Origin of the sequence: Embleya sp. NPDC020630 (assembly GCF_044334985.1) — a bacterium.
In the GTDB taxonomy this organism is placed as follows: Bacteria; Actinomycetota; Actinomycetes; order Streptomycetales; family Streptomycetaceae; genus Embleya.
Map to the genome: position 1 here is coordinate 25,679 of NZ_JBIRUB010000040.1, position 14,584 is coordinate 40,262.

Here is a 14,584-nt window from a genome sequence, read left to right on the forward strand (position 1 = left end):
CCATACCGAATCCGCGCTCGACGCGCCCCACGAGCGGGGCGCGGACCGGCCGTGGGGCCGGTCCGGGCGGGCCGCTACCGTAGGAACTCCCCCTGAGGGAGGTTCAAGTCGTGTCCGCCGATCACACCTGGAGCATCGGAGAGCTCGCCGAGCGTGCGGGCGTGACGGTCAAGACCGTGCGCTTCTACTCCGATCGCGGCCTGCTGCCCGAGGCCGGGCGCAGTGCAGGCGGCCATCGGCGCTACCGTCCGGAGGCGCTGGACCGGCTCCGCACCATCCGTTCGCTGCGCGGTCTCGACCTGCCGGTGCCGGAGGTGGGGCGCTTCCTCGATCGTGAGGACACGCTGGAGGAGATCATCGCCGGGCAGCTCCGGGAGGTCGGCTCGCGGCTGGCCGAGCTGCGTTGGCGCGAGGCGGCGCTGCACCTGCTCCGGGACTGTGCGCCGGACGAGCGGGCCGAGCGGCTGCGGCTGGTCGGCGCCGTGTCCGTGCCGCCCAGTACCGCGCCGGTGGCCCGGTTCTGGCGGGGCTGGCTGCCCGCCCGGCTCCCGGCCCGGCTGGTCTCGGCCATCGTGGACCGCTCGGTGCCGCAACCGCCCGCTGATCCGACGCCGGCCCAGGTGTTGGCGTTCGCCCGCCTGCACGCGCTCGTCACCCGGCCGTGCGCGGGGCCCGGGGGTCGGGTGCCGGCCGCGCATCGGCCGCGGACCGGGCCGAGGCCGGCCGTACTCTTCGGCGGTCTCGTCGAAGCCCACAGCCTGGCCGCACCCGAGCTGCGCGCCCATCGTCCGCCGCGACCCGGCGAGGCGCTGGACTGCTTCGTCGCGGCCTACGCCCGCTCGTGGGACACGGCCGACACTCCCGCCTTTCGCCGCCGGCTGGCCGGGCTGCTCGTCGGCGAGACCCGGATCGACCGCTACTGGCGCCTGGCCGCCGAGCTGACCGACCCGGCCGAGCCGACCCCGGGGGCCACGGACACCTGGTTGCGCGCCGCGCTGAACGACCAGGTCGCCGAACCGGCGGCCTGATCGACGAAGGTGTGGTCCGCGTGTCCCGGATCGAAAGGGCGCGCGCCCCGAGCGCGTCGATCCGTCGGATCGCACGGCCCCTGCGCGTTCGATACGACGCCGACCTCGTCGGCGCGCGCGCCACTTCCGCCCCCAGGTCGCCGCTTCGGCAACCCCCGTGCCCGCGCGCGGGCGACACACCCGGTCCGGTCGCCGCCCGGACCGCGCGGTCGCGCTCGCGTGCACCGCACTGTCGCCATCCTCGCGACTGTGCACGGTGCGGCGAAATCCCAGATTTCTGGGGGGTATTCGGGAACCGGAGCGACGAACCGACCACTGTCCGCGGGAACTTCGCCGGCGCGCCGGCCGGCTGACGGGCGATCGAGGACTCCGCCGCCGGTAGCAACTCTCGTGATCGTTCTCGTAGTCCGATGATACGACCATATGACTACACCACGTCATCGAACAAATACTCGTGGTACACGTCGCAGGTCAGTGGGTATGCCCCGATCGACGTCAGTGCGCGTTTCGTGCCGCGGCCGCGAAACGCGCCCGGGGTGTGCTCGGGTCCACCGGAACGGGACCTCCCACCCCGGCCATCGAGATACGTTCCACCCGGCGTGAAATGGGGGCCGCCCATGGCTACATGGGACGACCTGATCGCACATCTGCAAGCTGTACCGGAAGGCGTATACGAGAGCTGGAACCCCCGCGACGGCTACGACAACCGCACCAAGTGGGGGCGGGAGTTCGGCGAGGACGGCGTGCCGTGGTGCGTCATCTTCGACTGGTGCATGTACAACGACGTCGGCCTCGCGGACATCGTGCCCAAGGTCGACAACGTCACCGCGTTCGCGAACTGGGCCCGCGCGCACGACCAGTGGTCGGAATACCCGAGTTGGGGCGCCTGGGTCGACTTCGGCAACGGCGCGCACACCGAGATCGTGGTCCGTTTCGACGACGTCCACGTGTACACCAAGGGCGGCAACACGATCCCGACCGGCGGCGACGGCGGCCAGGGCAACGGCGTCTACTCGCACACGTTCAGGCGCACCGACGCGCGGGTGACCGGCTATCTGGCCCCGCGCTTCCCCGACGGCTGCCCACCCACCGCCGATCCGCACGATCCGCGCGGTACGTCCGGGGGCGACGGGGTCCCGACCGTCAGCCTGGCCAACATCCTCGACTCCGCGCACCTCGACCCACCCGCGCCCCAGGGCTCGGCGGCGCACCGCACCGACGTGCTCCTGGTCGAGCAGGCGCTCCAGGCCGAGGGCCTGCTCGCGTCCGCCTACGTCGACGGCTCCTTCGGGACCGCCACGATCCACGCCTACGCCGCCTACCAACGCCGTCTCGGCTACTCCGGCCAGGACGCCAACGGCATCCCCGGCCAACGATCGCTGACCCGCCTGGCCGGCCAACACGGCTTCCGGGTCGACTGACGCACCACCCGCGAAGGCGGTCGGTTCGGTCCCGGGTCGGTCAACCCACCGACGCGGGCCCCGACCCGACCGGCCTCGCGGTCGGCGATTCGGTGCCCGGTAGGCTTCGACGGATGCAGTCGATCACCATCAGGCGGGCCCTCGCCTCGGACGCGGACCGGCTGACGTCGCTGGTCGGCCGGTCCGGCGCCTACCACGGGCACTACGCGTCGATCATCGCCGGATATCGGGTCACGGCCGAGTACATCGCCCGGCATCGGGTCTTCGCGGCCGTCGACGCGGGCGACGAGCCTCTGGGCTTCTACGCCCTCGTGCTGGATCCGCCGGAGTTGGATCTGGCGTTCGTGGCGGACGACGCGCAGGGATCGGGCGTCGGCCGGCTCCTGATCGAGCACATGATCGACGAGGCCGGCCGAGCCGGTCTCACCGCCGTGCGTGTGGTCGCCCATCCCCCGGCGGAGGCCTTCTACCGGCGGCTGGGCGCGACGCGCGTGGGCACGATCGCCCCGTCGCCCCCGAGGGTCGACTGGGAACGCCCGGAACTGCGATTCGCCATTCCCCCGGCACCGGTGGGTTGACCTGGAGCGCGGTCCAGGTTGTTGACTCGTGCCCTCGGGCCCGGGAGATCACGGGCCGCGGCGTTGGGGGTCACCATGAAGTACCGCACCATCGGGGTCGATTCGGGCACGCGTCGGGAGGTGAGTGTGCTTGCGCTGGGGGCGATGTTGTTCGGGTCGGTGACCGACGAGAAGACCTCCTACGCGGTGTTGGATCGTTTTGTCGAGGCCGGGGGCACGTTCATCGACACCTCCGACAACTACGCCTTCTGGGTCGACGGAGGACTCGGCGGGCAGAGCGAGGAGTTGCTCGGACGGTGGCGGCGCAGCCGCGGCGTCGGGGACGAGATCGTCATCGCCACCAAACTGGGCGCGGCGCCGCTGGCGGCGGGCACCGGCTATATCGACAACCCCGAGGGCCTGTCCGCGAAGGCGATTCGCGAGGCGGCGGAGCGGAGCCGGGAGCGGCTGGGGGTGGAGCGGCTGGATCTGCTCTACGCGCACATCGAGGACCGGACCGTGCCGCTGCGGGAAACCGTGGAGGCGTTCGGGGAGTTGGTGACCGAGGGTACGGTCGGCCTGTTGGGCGCGAGCAATCACGCCATGTGGCGTGTGGAGCGGGCCCGTTCGCTCGCCGCGGCGGCGGGGGTGCCGGGGTACGAGGTGCTCCAGTATCAGCACAGCCATCTGCGCCCGCGCTACGACATACCCGACGCGCTCTTCCCCGAGGGCAGCCTCGGTCACGCCGGTCCGGAGCTGCTGAGCTACCTGCGCGCCGAGCCGGATCTGACCCTGGTCGCCTATTCGCCGCTCCTCGGCGGTGCGTACGCGCGGCCGGACAAGCCGCTGCCGCCGGACTACGACCACCCGGGTACGCCCGCCAGGCTGGCGGTGTTGCGCGAGGTCGCGCAGGAGGTCGGGGCGACGGTGAACCAGGTCGTGCTCGCCTGGCAGATCGGCGGGGCGTTCCCGATCATCCCGCTCGCCGGTGCCTCCTCCGTCGCGCAGTTGGCGGAGAACCTGGCGGCCGTGGACCTGGAACTGACGCCGGATCAGCGCGCCCGGCTGGACAACGTGCACTGAGCCGGATCCCGGGCGGCGGATCGTCCGGGCGACCGGGACCCGGCGGAACGGGCGGGCGGGGACGGCGTGTTCGGCGTACCCGCCTACCGTCCCCGTCAGCGCCAGGTCATGTTGATCTCACGCTCGAAGTTGACATACCCCGCCCGCCGAAACGCGTTCGCCATCGGGACGTTGCCGAGATCCGTCGCCGCGCGGATCCGGGGCACGTCCTGTGCGGCCGGCACGCGGGTGCCCTCGGCCAGGATGTCGTCGACGTAGCCGTTGCCGCGATACGCGGGCAGGACCGCGATGTAGGCGATGACGGGGTTGTAGCCGTTGTGCGCCGGGATGACGAATCCCAGCGGCTCCCCGTCCGGCAGCGTCGCGATGCGCCACCACTCCTTCGGGCCGGCGTAGCGGGCCAGTTCGTCGTCGTACTGGGCAACCGCCGATTCGCGCGCGGTCATTCGGGTCAGCTCGTCCCGTCCGTGCGCGTCCAACGTCCCCGCCAGGACGCCGGTCATCAGCGCCAACAGTTCGTCGGCATCGTGCACCGGACGGAACGTCAGCCGGCCGCGCGGCTCCGGAATCGGCGTCCCGGGACGCCATTCCAACCGCAGCCGCTCCACGAACAGCCGGGCGCCGAGGCTTTCCAGCGCCGTCATGCGGGCCCGGACGGCCGGGCCGACGAGCGTGTCCTCGCGCCAGTCGGGCGGGACGAAGCGGGTGTACTCCGGCGGTCGGGTTCCGGCGGGCAGGATGTCGGACAATGCGGTGCGCACCAGGCGCGCCGCGAACTCCGGGCGCTCCGCCGCCGGGACACCGTCGACGCCGTCGTCGACGTCGAGGATGTCCAGGTAGCGCGGCAGCCGGTCTCCCGGACGGCTCCACCACGCGGCCCGGGCCAGGAGTCGGTCGCCGCGCAGGGCGACCCACATCCATTCCGGCCGGCGGCGGCCGGCGGCGAGGCGCACCCGGCCGCGCACCCGGCCGTTACGGTGCCGGGTGGCGCCGGACCCGTTGCAGCCAGCCGTGTGGGTGGCTGGTGACGCCGTAGAGTTCCAGGTCGCGGCGGGTGGTGAAGGCGCTGCCCTGGTCGCCGGCCAGCCAGTCGCCGATCGCCGGGACCACGCCGCCCGGCATGTCGGGCGGACACAGGTCGGGGTCGTCCACGATGCCGTCCTCGACGACGAAGAAGCCGCCGTCGGGCACCAGATGGGCGAAGTTGCGCAGCGCGGCGGCGGTCGTGTCGTACTCGTGCAGGGTGTCCTCGACGACCAGACAGCGCGCGCCGGGCGGGATCGCTCGCTCGACGCGTTCGGCGAGCCCCGGGTCGCGGACGTCGCCCGCGACGAGGGTGATGTCGCGCGCGAAGTGCGGATCGGCGGAGCCGAGCAGCGCCGCCGCGCGCGACTGGTCCAGGTCGACCGAGATCACCCGGATCGCCTCGGGGACGCGGCCGTAGCCGGCCAGGGTGCGCAGTCGGTCGCGGAACCACAGGGACGAGCCACCCAGATGGGTACCCAGTTCCACCACCACCTGTGTCCGCGAGGACCACAGCACGTGCTCGAACACACGCAGGTCCTCGGGAAACTTCTTGATCCGCAGACCGGCGTACCAGTCGCGGACGTGCTGCCGGCCGCGGGCGCGGCGGTACTCCAGGAGCGTCGTCTGGTGGTCGGCGGCGACGGTCGGCGGCAACCGGTCACCGTCGAAGTCGTCGGTGGCGGTATCGGTGTGGGCATCGGTCATGGTGACCCTCTCCTGTCCCTGCGTCCGGACGGACCGGAGTGCTCCGGCAGCCGTACCCGTGCCCGTACATCCATATCGGGAGAGCACACTGCCGCGCCCGGTTTCGGAGCTGTCGACACGGATTGTTCCACCATCGAACGCCGCGCGGTCATCCGTCGTCCGCCGGGAGCACACACGGCCCGTCCGGGCCGACCGCTTTCGGGATCAGTCCGGCAGCACCGACCGGTAGTAGTCGATCTTGCCCCGCAGGTGCCCCTGCTGCGCGCGCAGCAGCGCGATCTGCTCCTCCACCGCGGCGTCGTGCCGTTCCAGGAGGGCGATCCGCTCGGTCAGCGACTCCCGGTCGCCGGTGCGGGCCAGTTCGGCGTAGCGGCGCATGTCCGCGATCGGCATCCCGGTGTCCCGCAGGCAGCGCAGGATGCCGAGCCATTGCAGGTCCTGCTCGGTGAACCGGCGATGCCCGCTGGGCGCGCGGTCCACGTCGGAGAGCAGGCCGATGCGTTCGTAGTAGCGCAGGGTGTCCAGGCTGAAGCCGGAGCGCTCGGCCGTCTCGGCCGGGGTCAGATAGCGCGGCGCGGTGGGGGTCATACCGGAATTCTGCCGGGTGGGTGTCGCAGGCCGTCGACCCCGTTCGCCCGGGGTCGACGGCCTCCTTGTGGCGGGCCCGCCCCGTGTCGGGCCCGCCACGGATCACGGCGTCTTGCTGTACCCCAGCCCCTCGACGATGCGCCCGTCGCGCACCTGCATGAGGTTGACGCCCGCCACGGTGGTGGACTCGGCGTGCGCCTCGCCGAACACGTCGTTCACCTCGCCCGGCGTGAATGTCACCCGCCACTTGATCACCGCGCGGTCGTCGAAGACGTAGACGTCCTCGGGTTGGAAGCTGACGTTCGGGTCGGCCGCCAGTTCCTTCCAGAAGGTCTCGCACGCCTCCAGCCCCTCGTAGCGGGTCCCGTCCGGGGCGGGCTGGACCGTGACCATCACACAACCCTCGCCGACCAGGCCCTCGATCAGCGTCGGGTCGTGCTTGGTGAACGCGTCGTTGAACTGCGCGATGACTTCGGCCGTCGACTTGACTGCGGACATGGCGAACCTCCGGGGGGTGTGGGGGGGTGCGGCCCGCCGGTGCGGCGGCCCGTGACGACAATCTTCCGTCCGGCGTCCGGGGCCGACAATTCCCTGCGGGTAATGGCCGTTCCGGGTCGGGGGTGCGTGTTCCGGCCGGGGCGAGTCCGGCTCAGATCCGGCGGGTTCCCCACACGGCGAGCGAGGTGAGCACGCTCAGGGCGGCGCCGAAGAGCAGGACGCCGGCGGTGGAGACGGTGTTGACCAGGATGCCGCCGAACAGGGCGCCGAGCGCGATCGCCAGGTTGAACATCGAGGTGTTCAGCGCCGTGGCCGCCTCGGTGGCGTCGGGCGCGGCCTTGAGGATCCAGGTCTGTACGCCGACGGGGACGCCGCCGAAGGCCAGGCCCCACAGGACGAGCAGTGCGACGCCGGTGACCCGCGTGCCGCCCGCGAGCGGGAACAGGGCCAACAGCGCGGCGAGCGCGAGGCTGATGGTGATGATGGTGCCGCGTACGTTGCGGCCGGCGGCGGCGCCGGCGAGGAAGTTGCCGACGATCCCGGCCAGGCCGAAGGCCAGCAGGACCGGGCCGATCAGGTTCTCGTCGATCCCGGACCGGTCCTGCAGGATCGGGCTGACGAAGGTGAACGCCGCGAAGTGGCCGCTCACCAGGAGGAAGGTGGCCAGCACGCCGGCGCGCACGATCGGGTTGCGGAACTGCTCGCCCAGGGTGCGCAGTCGCACCGGTTGTGACGCGGGCATCGGCGGCAGCAGGAGGACCAGCGCGACCACGACCACCAGTCCCAGACCGCCCAGGGCGACGAACGCGATGCGCCAGTCGGTGAGTCCGCCGATCAGGGTGCCGGCCGGGACGCCGAGCACGTTGGCGGCGGTGGCCCCGCCGAAGGCGATCGCGGTGGCCCGGGGCACGTACCGCTCGGGGACCATGCGGACGGCCAACCCGGCCGCCAGCGACCAGAATCCGCCGATGCTGACGCCGACCAGGAAGCGCGAGGCGATCAGCACAGGGAAGTTCGGCGCGGTGGCCGAGACGATGTTGGCGACCACCATCAGTGTGATCAGCCCGAGCAGCACGACGCGGCGATCCAGCCGGCCGATCAGCACCGGCAGCAGCGGTGCGGTGGCCGAGGCGACCAGGCCCGGCACGGTGATCATCAGGCCCGCCGTGCCCTCGGAGACGCCGAGGTCGCCGCCGACGGAGGTGAGCAGGCCGACGGGCAGTTGTTCGGCGGTGACCACGGAGAACGTACCGACCGCCACGGCGGCGACGGCGAACCAGCGTTTGCGGGGGACACGCTCGGGCGCCGCGTCGGCGGGTTCGGCCTCGCCGGTGGTGCCGCCGACGGGTCCGGGTTCGGCGTGGAGGGCGGCAGGCGTGGCGGCGCGGGCTTGGGTGCTCACAGGTGCGCTTTCCGGTCAGGGTGCTGCCGGCAAGGGTGATGCCGGGCAGGGTGACACCACGGGTGGTGTCGGAGGGGGGTCGCGAGCGGATCGGCTCGCGGGGACGGCACGGGCGTCGCCGTGTCTCCCCCACCTTCCCGCAGGGGCCACGCCGGCGGAAACAACGACTGCGACGGCCGCCACAACGACCTGTTGTGACACGCACCCGCGCCGCCGCGCTCACGCGCGACCCGGCCCGCGTCGCCGGTCCGTTCCGCCCCACCCCGCTGCGACCCGCCCCGATCCGTCCCGGACAAAGCCGTCCGTATGCTTACGTGATGATCGATCTGGATGTGCGGCTCCTGGAGTCCTTCATCGCCGTCGCACAGGAGTTGAACATCACCCGCGCCGCCGCCCGGTTGCACCTGACCCAGCAGGCGGTCTCCGGCCACATCCGGCAGTTGGAGCGGGCCCTGCGGGTCGATCTGCTCGTCCGCACCCACCGGGGTGTCCTGCTCACCTCCGCCGGCGAGGAACTGGCGGCCGGCGGCAAGGCGGTGGTCGCCGAACTGGGCGGCCTGATCGAGCGGGTGCAGCGGGTAGCCCGGGAGCAGAGCGGCACCCTGCGCCTGGCGTGTTGCCCCTACGCCACGTCCCTGTTCGCCGGCGAGGTGGCCGGCGCCATGGAGGCGGCGGTGCCGGGGCTGACCGTGGAATTGACCACCGTTCGCACGCCCCGCGAGGAACTGGTGCTCCTGGACGCGGGATCGGCCGACATCGCGTTCATGTGGCTGCCGATCGGCGAGGTCGGCCTGCGGTACGCGGAGGTGCGTACCGACGGGCGCGTCGTCGCGGTGGCGCCGACCCACCGGCTCGCCGGGCGCGACACGGTGAGCCTGGCCGACCTGGCGGAGGAGCCGGTGGTCTGCCCGGACGTGTTCACCTCCGCCGAGGCCGAGCGGCACTGGATCGCCGACCCGCGCCCCGACGGCTCGCCCGCGCCGCGCGGTCCGGCGGTGGCCCAGATCGAGGACGCCCTGCTCACCGTCGCCCGCGGCCGCGCGGTCTGGCTCGCCCCGGAACCGATCGGCCGCTGGGCGCCGGCCGCCGGGGTGCGCTGGATCCCGGTCGTGGACGCGGCACCGTCGGTCCTGGCCGTGGTGTGGACCGAACGTGCGCCCGAGCCGCTGGTCGCCCGCCTGATCGCCGAGGTCCGCTCGATCGTCGGCCGGTCCCCGAACCGACCCGGCCGGGCCTGATGTCCGGCGGATCCGGGCGGCGCCCGACGAGGCCGCGATCTGCCGGCCGGACCCGCGTCGACGCCCGCCCTCACGCCCCCGGCTCGGGCCCGACGGCCGGAGCCGAACGCATCCGCACCAGCGGCAGGTAGACGTCGTCCACGATGTCGATCACCACCTCGTCCGCGATCGGCGCCCCGAACAGCAGGAATTCGTTGCGCAGCAGGTCGGTGGCCACGCCCGCACGGCGCGAGGTCGGCACCGCGGGGTCGATCTCACCCCGCTCGACGGCGCGTTCGAGCACCCGACGGGTCCGTTCCGGGCCGACCGTATGCATCCGCTCCCGGACCAGGCGGGCGAGTTCGGGGTCGTGCGTGGTCTCGGCGAGCAGTCCGCGCAGGATGCCGCCGAGCGGACCGGCCAGCTTGGCCGCCATCTCCCGCAACAGCGCGAGCACGTCCGCGCGCAGGTCCCCGGTGTCGGGTGGTTCGCCCTCGCCCACCCCGATCAACTTGCAGGCGTCCATGGCCAGTTCCGCGCGACTGGGCCAGCGCCGATAGAGCGTGGCCTTGCCGGTGCGAGCGCGGGCGGCCACCCGCTCCATGGTCAGTCCGGCGTAGCCGAAATCCATCAGTTCGGCCAGCGTCGCCGTCAGGATGGCGTTCTCCAACTCCTCGCCGCGGCGTCGTGGCCCCTTGCGATGGTCGACACCCACCTCGACCGGGCCGACATTCGGTGACAGGTCAACTCCTCAAAGTTATCGAGAGATCGTTGCGTTCTCTGGGGGATGAGCCTAGCCTCCCGAGCAGAGAACTACTCGTTCTCTATCAGATCAAGGCTGCGAGGGGATCGATGACCGAGACCGCTGCGACCTTCCCCACCGACGAGACCCCGACCTTCCCGACCGGGGCCGGCCCCGACGAGGCTCCCGCCTTCCCGAGCGACCGCACCTGCCCCTACCGACTGCCCGACACCTACAACACGCTACGCGACGCGCCGAGTTCGCTGCGTCGGGTGACCCTGTACGACGGCCGCCCGGCGTGGGTGGTGACCCGGTACGAGGCGGCCCGGAAACTACTGGCCGACCCCCGGCTGTCCTCGAATCGCGCGAACCCCGACTTCCCCCTGACCTCACCCCGCCTGTACGCGCTGCGCAACCGCAGGCCCGGCTTCCTCGCCCTGGACCCGCCCGAGCACGGGCCGCGACGGCGGATGACCATCAGCGAGTTCACCGTCCGGCGGATCAAGGGCATGCGCCCGGATGTGGAACGCATCGTGCACGCCGCGATCGACGACCTGATCGCCGACGGCCCGCCCGCCGACCTCGTCACCCGGCTCGCCTTACCGGTGCCCTCCATGGTGATCTGCGAGTTGCTCGGCGTCCCGTACGCCGACCACGACCTGTTCCAGGACGCGAGCAGGCGCCTGCTCCAGGCCGTGGACGGGCCGGATGCGGTGGCCGCGCGCGACCTGCTGGAGGACTACCTCGGCGGACTGATCGCCCGACTCGAACGGGACCCCGGTCCGGGACTGCTGTCCCACATGGTGACGGAGTATGTGGCCAAGGGCGCGCTCGACCGCCAAGAACTGGTCGACACCGCAGTCCTGTTGCTCGTGGCGGGCCACGAGACCACCGCTTCGATGACCTCGCTCGGCGTGATCACCCTCCTCGAACACCCCGAGCAACACGCCGCCTTGCGTGCCGACCCGACCCTGATCCCGGGCGCGGTCGAGGAGTTGTTGCGCTACCTCGCCATCGCCGACATCGCGGGCGGGCGCGTGGCCGTCGCCGACATCGAGATCGACGGGCAACTGATCCGCGCGGGCGACGGCGTGATCGTGGCCAACTCCATCGTCAACCGGGACGGTTCGGTCTTCGAGGATCCGGACACCTTCGACATCCGGCGCTCGGCGCGTCACCACCTCGCCTTCGGCTACGGCATCCATCAGTGCCTCGGCCAGAACCTGGCCCGCCTCGAACTCGAAGTGATCATCGCCGCGTTGTTCGACCGCGTACCGACGCTGCGACTCGCCATCCCGGTCGAGGACGTGAAACTGCGGCCGGGCGCCTCGATCCAGGGGGTCAACGAACTCACGGTGACGTGGTGACCGCCCCCGAACGGGTCGCGCTGCGGGTGATCGGCGACCGGAGCGTCTGCGTCGGCGCGGGCCTGTGCGCGCTGAGCGCACCCGAACTCTTCGACCAGGACGACGACGGCCTCGTCACCGTACTGACGCCGCACCCCGAAACCCGCGCCCACCGCGCCGCCCGCCAGGCGGCCGACCTGTGTCCCTCCGGCGCGCTCCGCGTCATCGAGGAATAGCAACCGCGGAACGGCACCACCGGGGAATACGAGGAACGGCGCTTCCCGGGACCGGGCCCGACGACGGGACCGGTCCCGGTCTCGTCGTCGCCGTTCGTTTGACGCATCAACCACCAGAGACCCGGACGCGCAACCACGGCCGACTGTTCTACCGGGTGAGTTCGGCACCCACCGATGCGGCGGCGCCCTTCGGCACCCTTGACCATGAAAACCGATCACCTTATGGTTTTCGAACCGGGCGGTGCCCTCCCCGGCCCGCCCACGGAGCCATCGATCGGAGTCGCCTGGTGGAGCACGACCTCACCCTCGCCGACAAGGCCGCGCTGACCAGCGGTGCGGGACAGATGACCACCAAGGGGCTCGAGGCTGCCGGCATCCCGTCGGTCACCATGTCCGACGGCCCGCACGGACTGCGGCTCCAGAGCGAGGACCCGCAGAACGGCCAGCTCGACCTGCGCCCCGCCGCCCCCGCGACGTGCTATCCGCCCGCCGTCGCCCTCGGCAGCAGCTGGGACGTCGAACTCGCCCACCGCGTCGCCGGCGCGATCGCCGTCGAGGCCGCCGCGCACGGCATCGGTGTACTCCTGGGACCCGGCATCAACATCAAACGATCGCCGCTGTGCGGACGCAACTTCGAGTACTTCTCCGAGGACCCCGTGCACTCCGCCGCGCTCGGCGGCGCGATGGTGCGCGGCCTCCAGGACGCCGGCGTCGGGGCCACCCTGAAGCACTACGCGGCCAACAACCAGGAAACCGAACGGATGCGGGTCAGCGCGGACATCGACGAGCGCCCGCTGCGCGAGATCTACCTGCGCGCCTTCGAACACATCGTCCGCGACGCCGATCCGTGGGCGGTGATGTGCGCCTACAACGGCGTCAACGGCGTGACCCTGTCCGAGAACACCCGGCTGCTCACCGACATCCTGCGCGCCGAATGGGGCTACGAGGGCCTGGTGATGTCCGACTGGGGAGCGGTCCGCGACCGGGTCGCCGCGCTGCGCGCCGGCCTCGACCTGGAGATGCCTCCGACCGGCGGCCGTACCGACCGCGAGGTGGTCGCCGCCGTCGACTCCGGCGAGTTGGACGAGGCCGTACTGGACCGCTCGGTCGCCAGGCTGATCCGCTTCGCCCACCGGGGCGCGCGGCCGGCCGGCGACGGCTCGACCGCGCCCTACGACGACCACCACCGCCTCGCCGGCGAAGCCGCCGACAACTGCGTGGTGTTGCTGCGCAACGACGGCGGCCTGCTGCCCCTGGACCCGACCGCCGGGCGGATCGCGGTGCTCGGCGAACTGGCCCGCACCCCACGCTTCCAGGGCGGCGGCAGCTCCCAGGTGACGCCGACCCGGGTGGACGTACCGCTGGACCGGTTGCGCGCGCTGGCCGACGGCGCCCGGGTCGAGTTCGCGGCCGGATACCCGCTGCCGGACGGTCCCGAACCCGACGCCGATCCGGCCGTGTTGGCCGAAGAGGCGGTGCGCGTGGCCGCCGCGAGCGACACCGTCGTACTCTTCCTCGGCCTGGCCCGCCAGGACGAGTCGGAGGGCTTCGACCGCGGGCACATCGACCTGCCCGCAGACCAACTCGCTTTGCTGGACCGGGTTTTGACGGTCAATCCGCAGGTGGTGGTGGTGCTGTCCAACGGTGGCGTGGTGCGCACCGCGCCCTGGCACGACCGGGTACCCGCGCTGGTCGAGGGTTTCCTGCTCGGCCAAGCCGGCGGCGGCGCCCTCGCCCGGGTGCTGTTCGGCGTGGTCAACCCCTCCGGCAAGCTCGCCGAGACCGTGCCGCTGCGCCTGGAGGACGCGCCGAGCTTCCTGTCCTTCCCCGGCTCCGAGGGCCATGTGCGCTACGCCGAAGGCATCTTCGTCGGCTACCGGGGCTACGACGCCGCCCGCCGCGAGGTCGCCTTCCCGTTCGGGCACGGCCTGTCCTACACCACGTTCGACTACGGCGACCTGCGCGTGGAGAGCACCGACGAGGGTTTCACGGTCCGGGTCACCGTGACCAACATCGGCGATCGGGCGGGGCGCGAGGTCGTACAGGTCTACTCGGCCGCGCCGGCGGAATCGCGCGTGGAGCGTCCGGTCCGCGAGTTGCGCGGCTTCGCCTCGGTGCGGCTGGAGGCGGGCGAGAGCCGCGAGGTCGTGGTGTCCTTCGCCCGGACCGACCTCGCCTACTACAGCGTGCGCGAGGACGGTTGGCGGGTGGAGGGCGGCACCTACCGGATCGAGGCGGCGGCGTCCTCGCGGGACGTGCGCCTGACCGTCGAGGTCGACGTCGAGGACTCCTCGCGCACCGGCCTGGACCTGCGCAGCACACTCGGCGAATGGCTGGCCCACCCCGTCGGCGGCCCGCTGCTCCTGGAGTGCCTGGCCGCGACGGAGCATGCGATCGCCTCGCGCCTGGCGGACGACCCGATGTTGTTGCGCGCCGCGCAGGGCGTGCCGCTGGAGGTGATCGCCGACTTCGCCGGCGGCATCATCCCCCACGACCAACTCGCGGAACTCGCCGACCGCGTGGCCGCCCCCGTCGGCTGAGCGCGGCGAGTCGGGTGGGCGGGGACCCCTTCCCCGTGGGCTCCCCGCCCACCCCTGCCCGGGACACGAGCCAGGCCCTGTCCGGCGGATCTTGGCGGGGCCGCGCCGCCCGGCATCCGCCCTTCGGGCTCCTCGCTGCGCTCGCCTCGCCGCACCGGAGAAACAGCCGAAGAGAACCACTATGCGGCTGCTTCT

General features: G+C 72.2%; 14 protein-coding genes. 8 read left to right on the forward strand and 6 right to left on the reverse strand.

Translation table 11 applies throughout. The annotated features are described in order from the left end of the window. Nucleotides 1-110 precede the first annotated feature (110 nt). The 4 genes from ACH4XV_RS46850 (at nucleotide 111) to ACH4XV_RS46865 (ending at nucleotide 4,089) form a co-directional block, all read left to right on the forward strand. Nucleotides 111-1,028 (forward strand): MerR family transcriptional regulator, encoded by a 918-nt coding sequence (locus tag ACH4XV_RS46850; RefSeq protein ID WP_395800471.1) that lies wholly within the window; start codon nucleotides 111-113, stop codon nucleotides 1,026-1,028. 617 nt (nucleotides 1,029-1,645) lie between these two features. Beyond that, nucleotides 1,646-2,449, forward strand: coding sequence for a peptidoglycan-binding protein (locus ACH4XV_RS46855; protein WP_395800473.1), 804 nt, complete (start codon nucleotides 1,646-1,648; stop codon nucleotides 2,447-2,449). A gap of 113 nt (nucleotides 2,450-2,562) precedes the next feature. Further along, nucleotides 2,563-3,027 (forward strand): GNAT family N-acetyltransferase, encoded by a 465-nt coding sequence (locus tag ACH4XV_RS46860; protein WP_395800475.1) that lies wholly within the window; start codon nucleotides 2,563-2,565, stop codon nucleotides 3,025-3,027. 75 nt (nucleotides 3,028-3,102) lie between these two features. Continuing rightward, a complete protein-coding gene (locus ACH4XV_RS46865) occupies nucleotides 3,103-4,089 on the forward strand; it encodes an aldo/keto reductase (protein ID WP_395800477.1) in 987 nt (328 codons plus the stop codon). A 95-nt stretch (nucleotides 4,090-4,184) separates the two neighbouring features. Here the strand turns inward: ACH4XV_RS46865 and ACH4XV_RS46870 are convergent, their stop codons facing one another. The 5 genes from ACH4XV_RS46870 to ACH4XV_RS46890 form a co-directional block, all read right to left on the reverse strand. Beyond that, on the reverse strand, nucleotides 4,185-5,006 hold the full coding sequence (locus tag ACH4XV_RS46870; RefSeq protein WP_395800495.1) for a GNAT family N-acetyltransferase: 822 nt from the start codon (nucleotides 5,004-5,006) through the stop codon (nucleotides 4,185-4,187). Nucleotides 5,007-5,061: 55 nt separating this feature from the next. After that, a complete protein-coding gene (locus ACH4XV_RS46875) occupies nucleotides 5,062-5,820 on the reverse strand; it encodes a CmcI family methyltransferase (protein WP_395800479.1) in 759 nt (252 codons plus the stop codon). A 204-nt stretch (nucleotides 5,821-6,024) separates the two neighbouring features. After that, nucleotides 6,025-6,408 (reverse strand): MerR family transcriptional regulator, encoded by a 384-nt coding sequence (locus ACH4XV_RS46880; RefSeq protein ID WP_395800481.1) that lies wholly within the window; start codon nucleotides 6,406-6,408, stop codon nucleotides 6,025-6,027. 102 nt (nucleotides 6,409-6,510) lie between these two features. Further along, the gene (locus ACH4XV_RS46885) at nucleotides 6,511-6,906 is read right to left on the reverse strand and encodes a nuclear transport factor 2 family protein (protein ID WP_395800483.1); all 396 of its coding nucleotides are present in this window, start codon (nucleotides 6,904-6,906) and stop codon (nucleotides 6,511-6,513) included. Nucleotides 6,907-7,057: 151 nt separating this feature from the next. Further along, nucleotides 7,058-8,308, reverse strand: coding sequence for an MFS transporter (locus ACH4XV_RS46890; protein ID WP_395800485.1), 1,251 nt, complete (start codon nucleotides 8,306-8,308; stop codon nucleotides 7,058-7,060). 317 nt (nucleotides 8,309-8,625) lie between these two features. Between ACH4XV_RS46890 and ACH4XV_RS46895 the strand changes: the two genes are divergently transcribed. After that, nucleotides 8,626-9,546, forward strand: a complete 921-nt coding sequence (locus ACH4XV_RS46895; protein WP_395800487.1) for a LysR family transcriptional regulator — start codon at nucleotides 8,626-8,628, stop codon at nucleotides 9,544-9,546. Nucleotides 9,547-9,616: 70 nt separating this feature from the next. On the opposite strand, the gene ACH4XV_RS46900 is transcribed toward ACH4XV_RS46895, so the two are convergent. Beyond that, a complete protein-coding gene (locus ACH4XV_RS46900) occupies nucleotides 9,617-10,240 on the reverse strand; it encodes a TetR/AcrR family transcriptional regulator (protein WP_395800489.1) in 624 nt (207 codons plus the stop codon). Nucleotides 10,241-10,377: 137 nt separating this feature from the next. On the opposite strand from ACH4XV_RS46900, the gene ACH4XV_RS46905 reads away from it, so the two are divergent. The 3 genes from ACH4XV_RS46905 to ACH4XV_RS46915 all read left to right on the forward strand — a co-directional run bounded on the left by ACH4XV_RS46905 (nucleotide 10,378) and on the right by ACH4XV_RS46915 (nucleotide 14,389). Next, entirely contained in the window at nucleotides 10,378-11,634 is a 1,257-nt protein-coding gene (locus tag ACH4XV_RS46905; RefSeq protein ID WP_395800491.1) for a cytochrome P450, read from the forward strand. Nucleotides 11,635-11,654: 20 nt separating this feature from the next. Next, a complete protein-coding gene (locus tag ACH4XV_RS46910) occupies nucleotides 11,655-11,849 on the forward strand; it encodes a ferredoxin (RefSeq protein WP_395800497.1) in 195 nt (64 codons plus the stop codon). Nucleotides 11,850-12,193: 344 nt separating this feature from the next. After that, nucleotides 12,194-14,389, forward strand: coding sequence for a glycoside hydrolase family 3 C-terminal domain-containing protein (locus ACH4XV_RS46915; protein ID WP_395800499.1), 2,196 nt, complete (start codon nucleotides 12,194-12,196; stop codon nucleotides 14,387-14,389). Nucleotides 14,390-14,584: the final 195 nt, after the last annotated feature.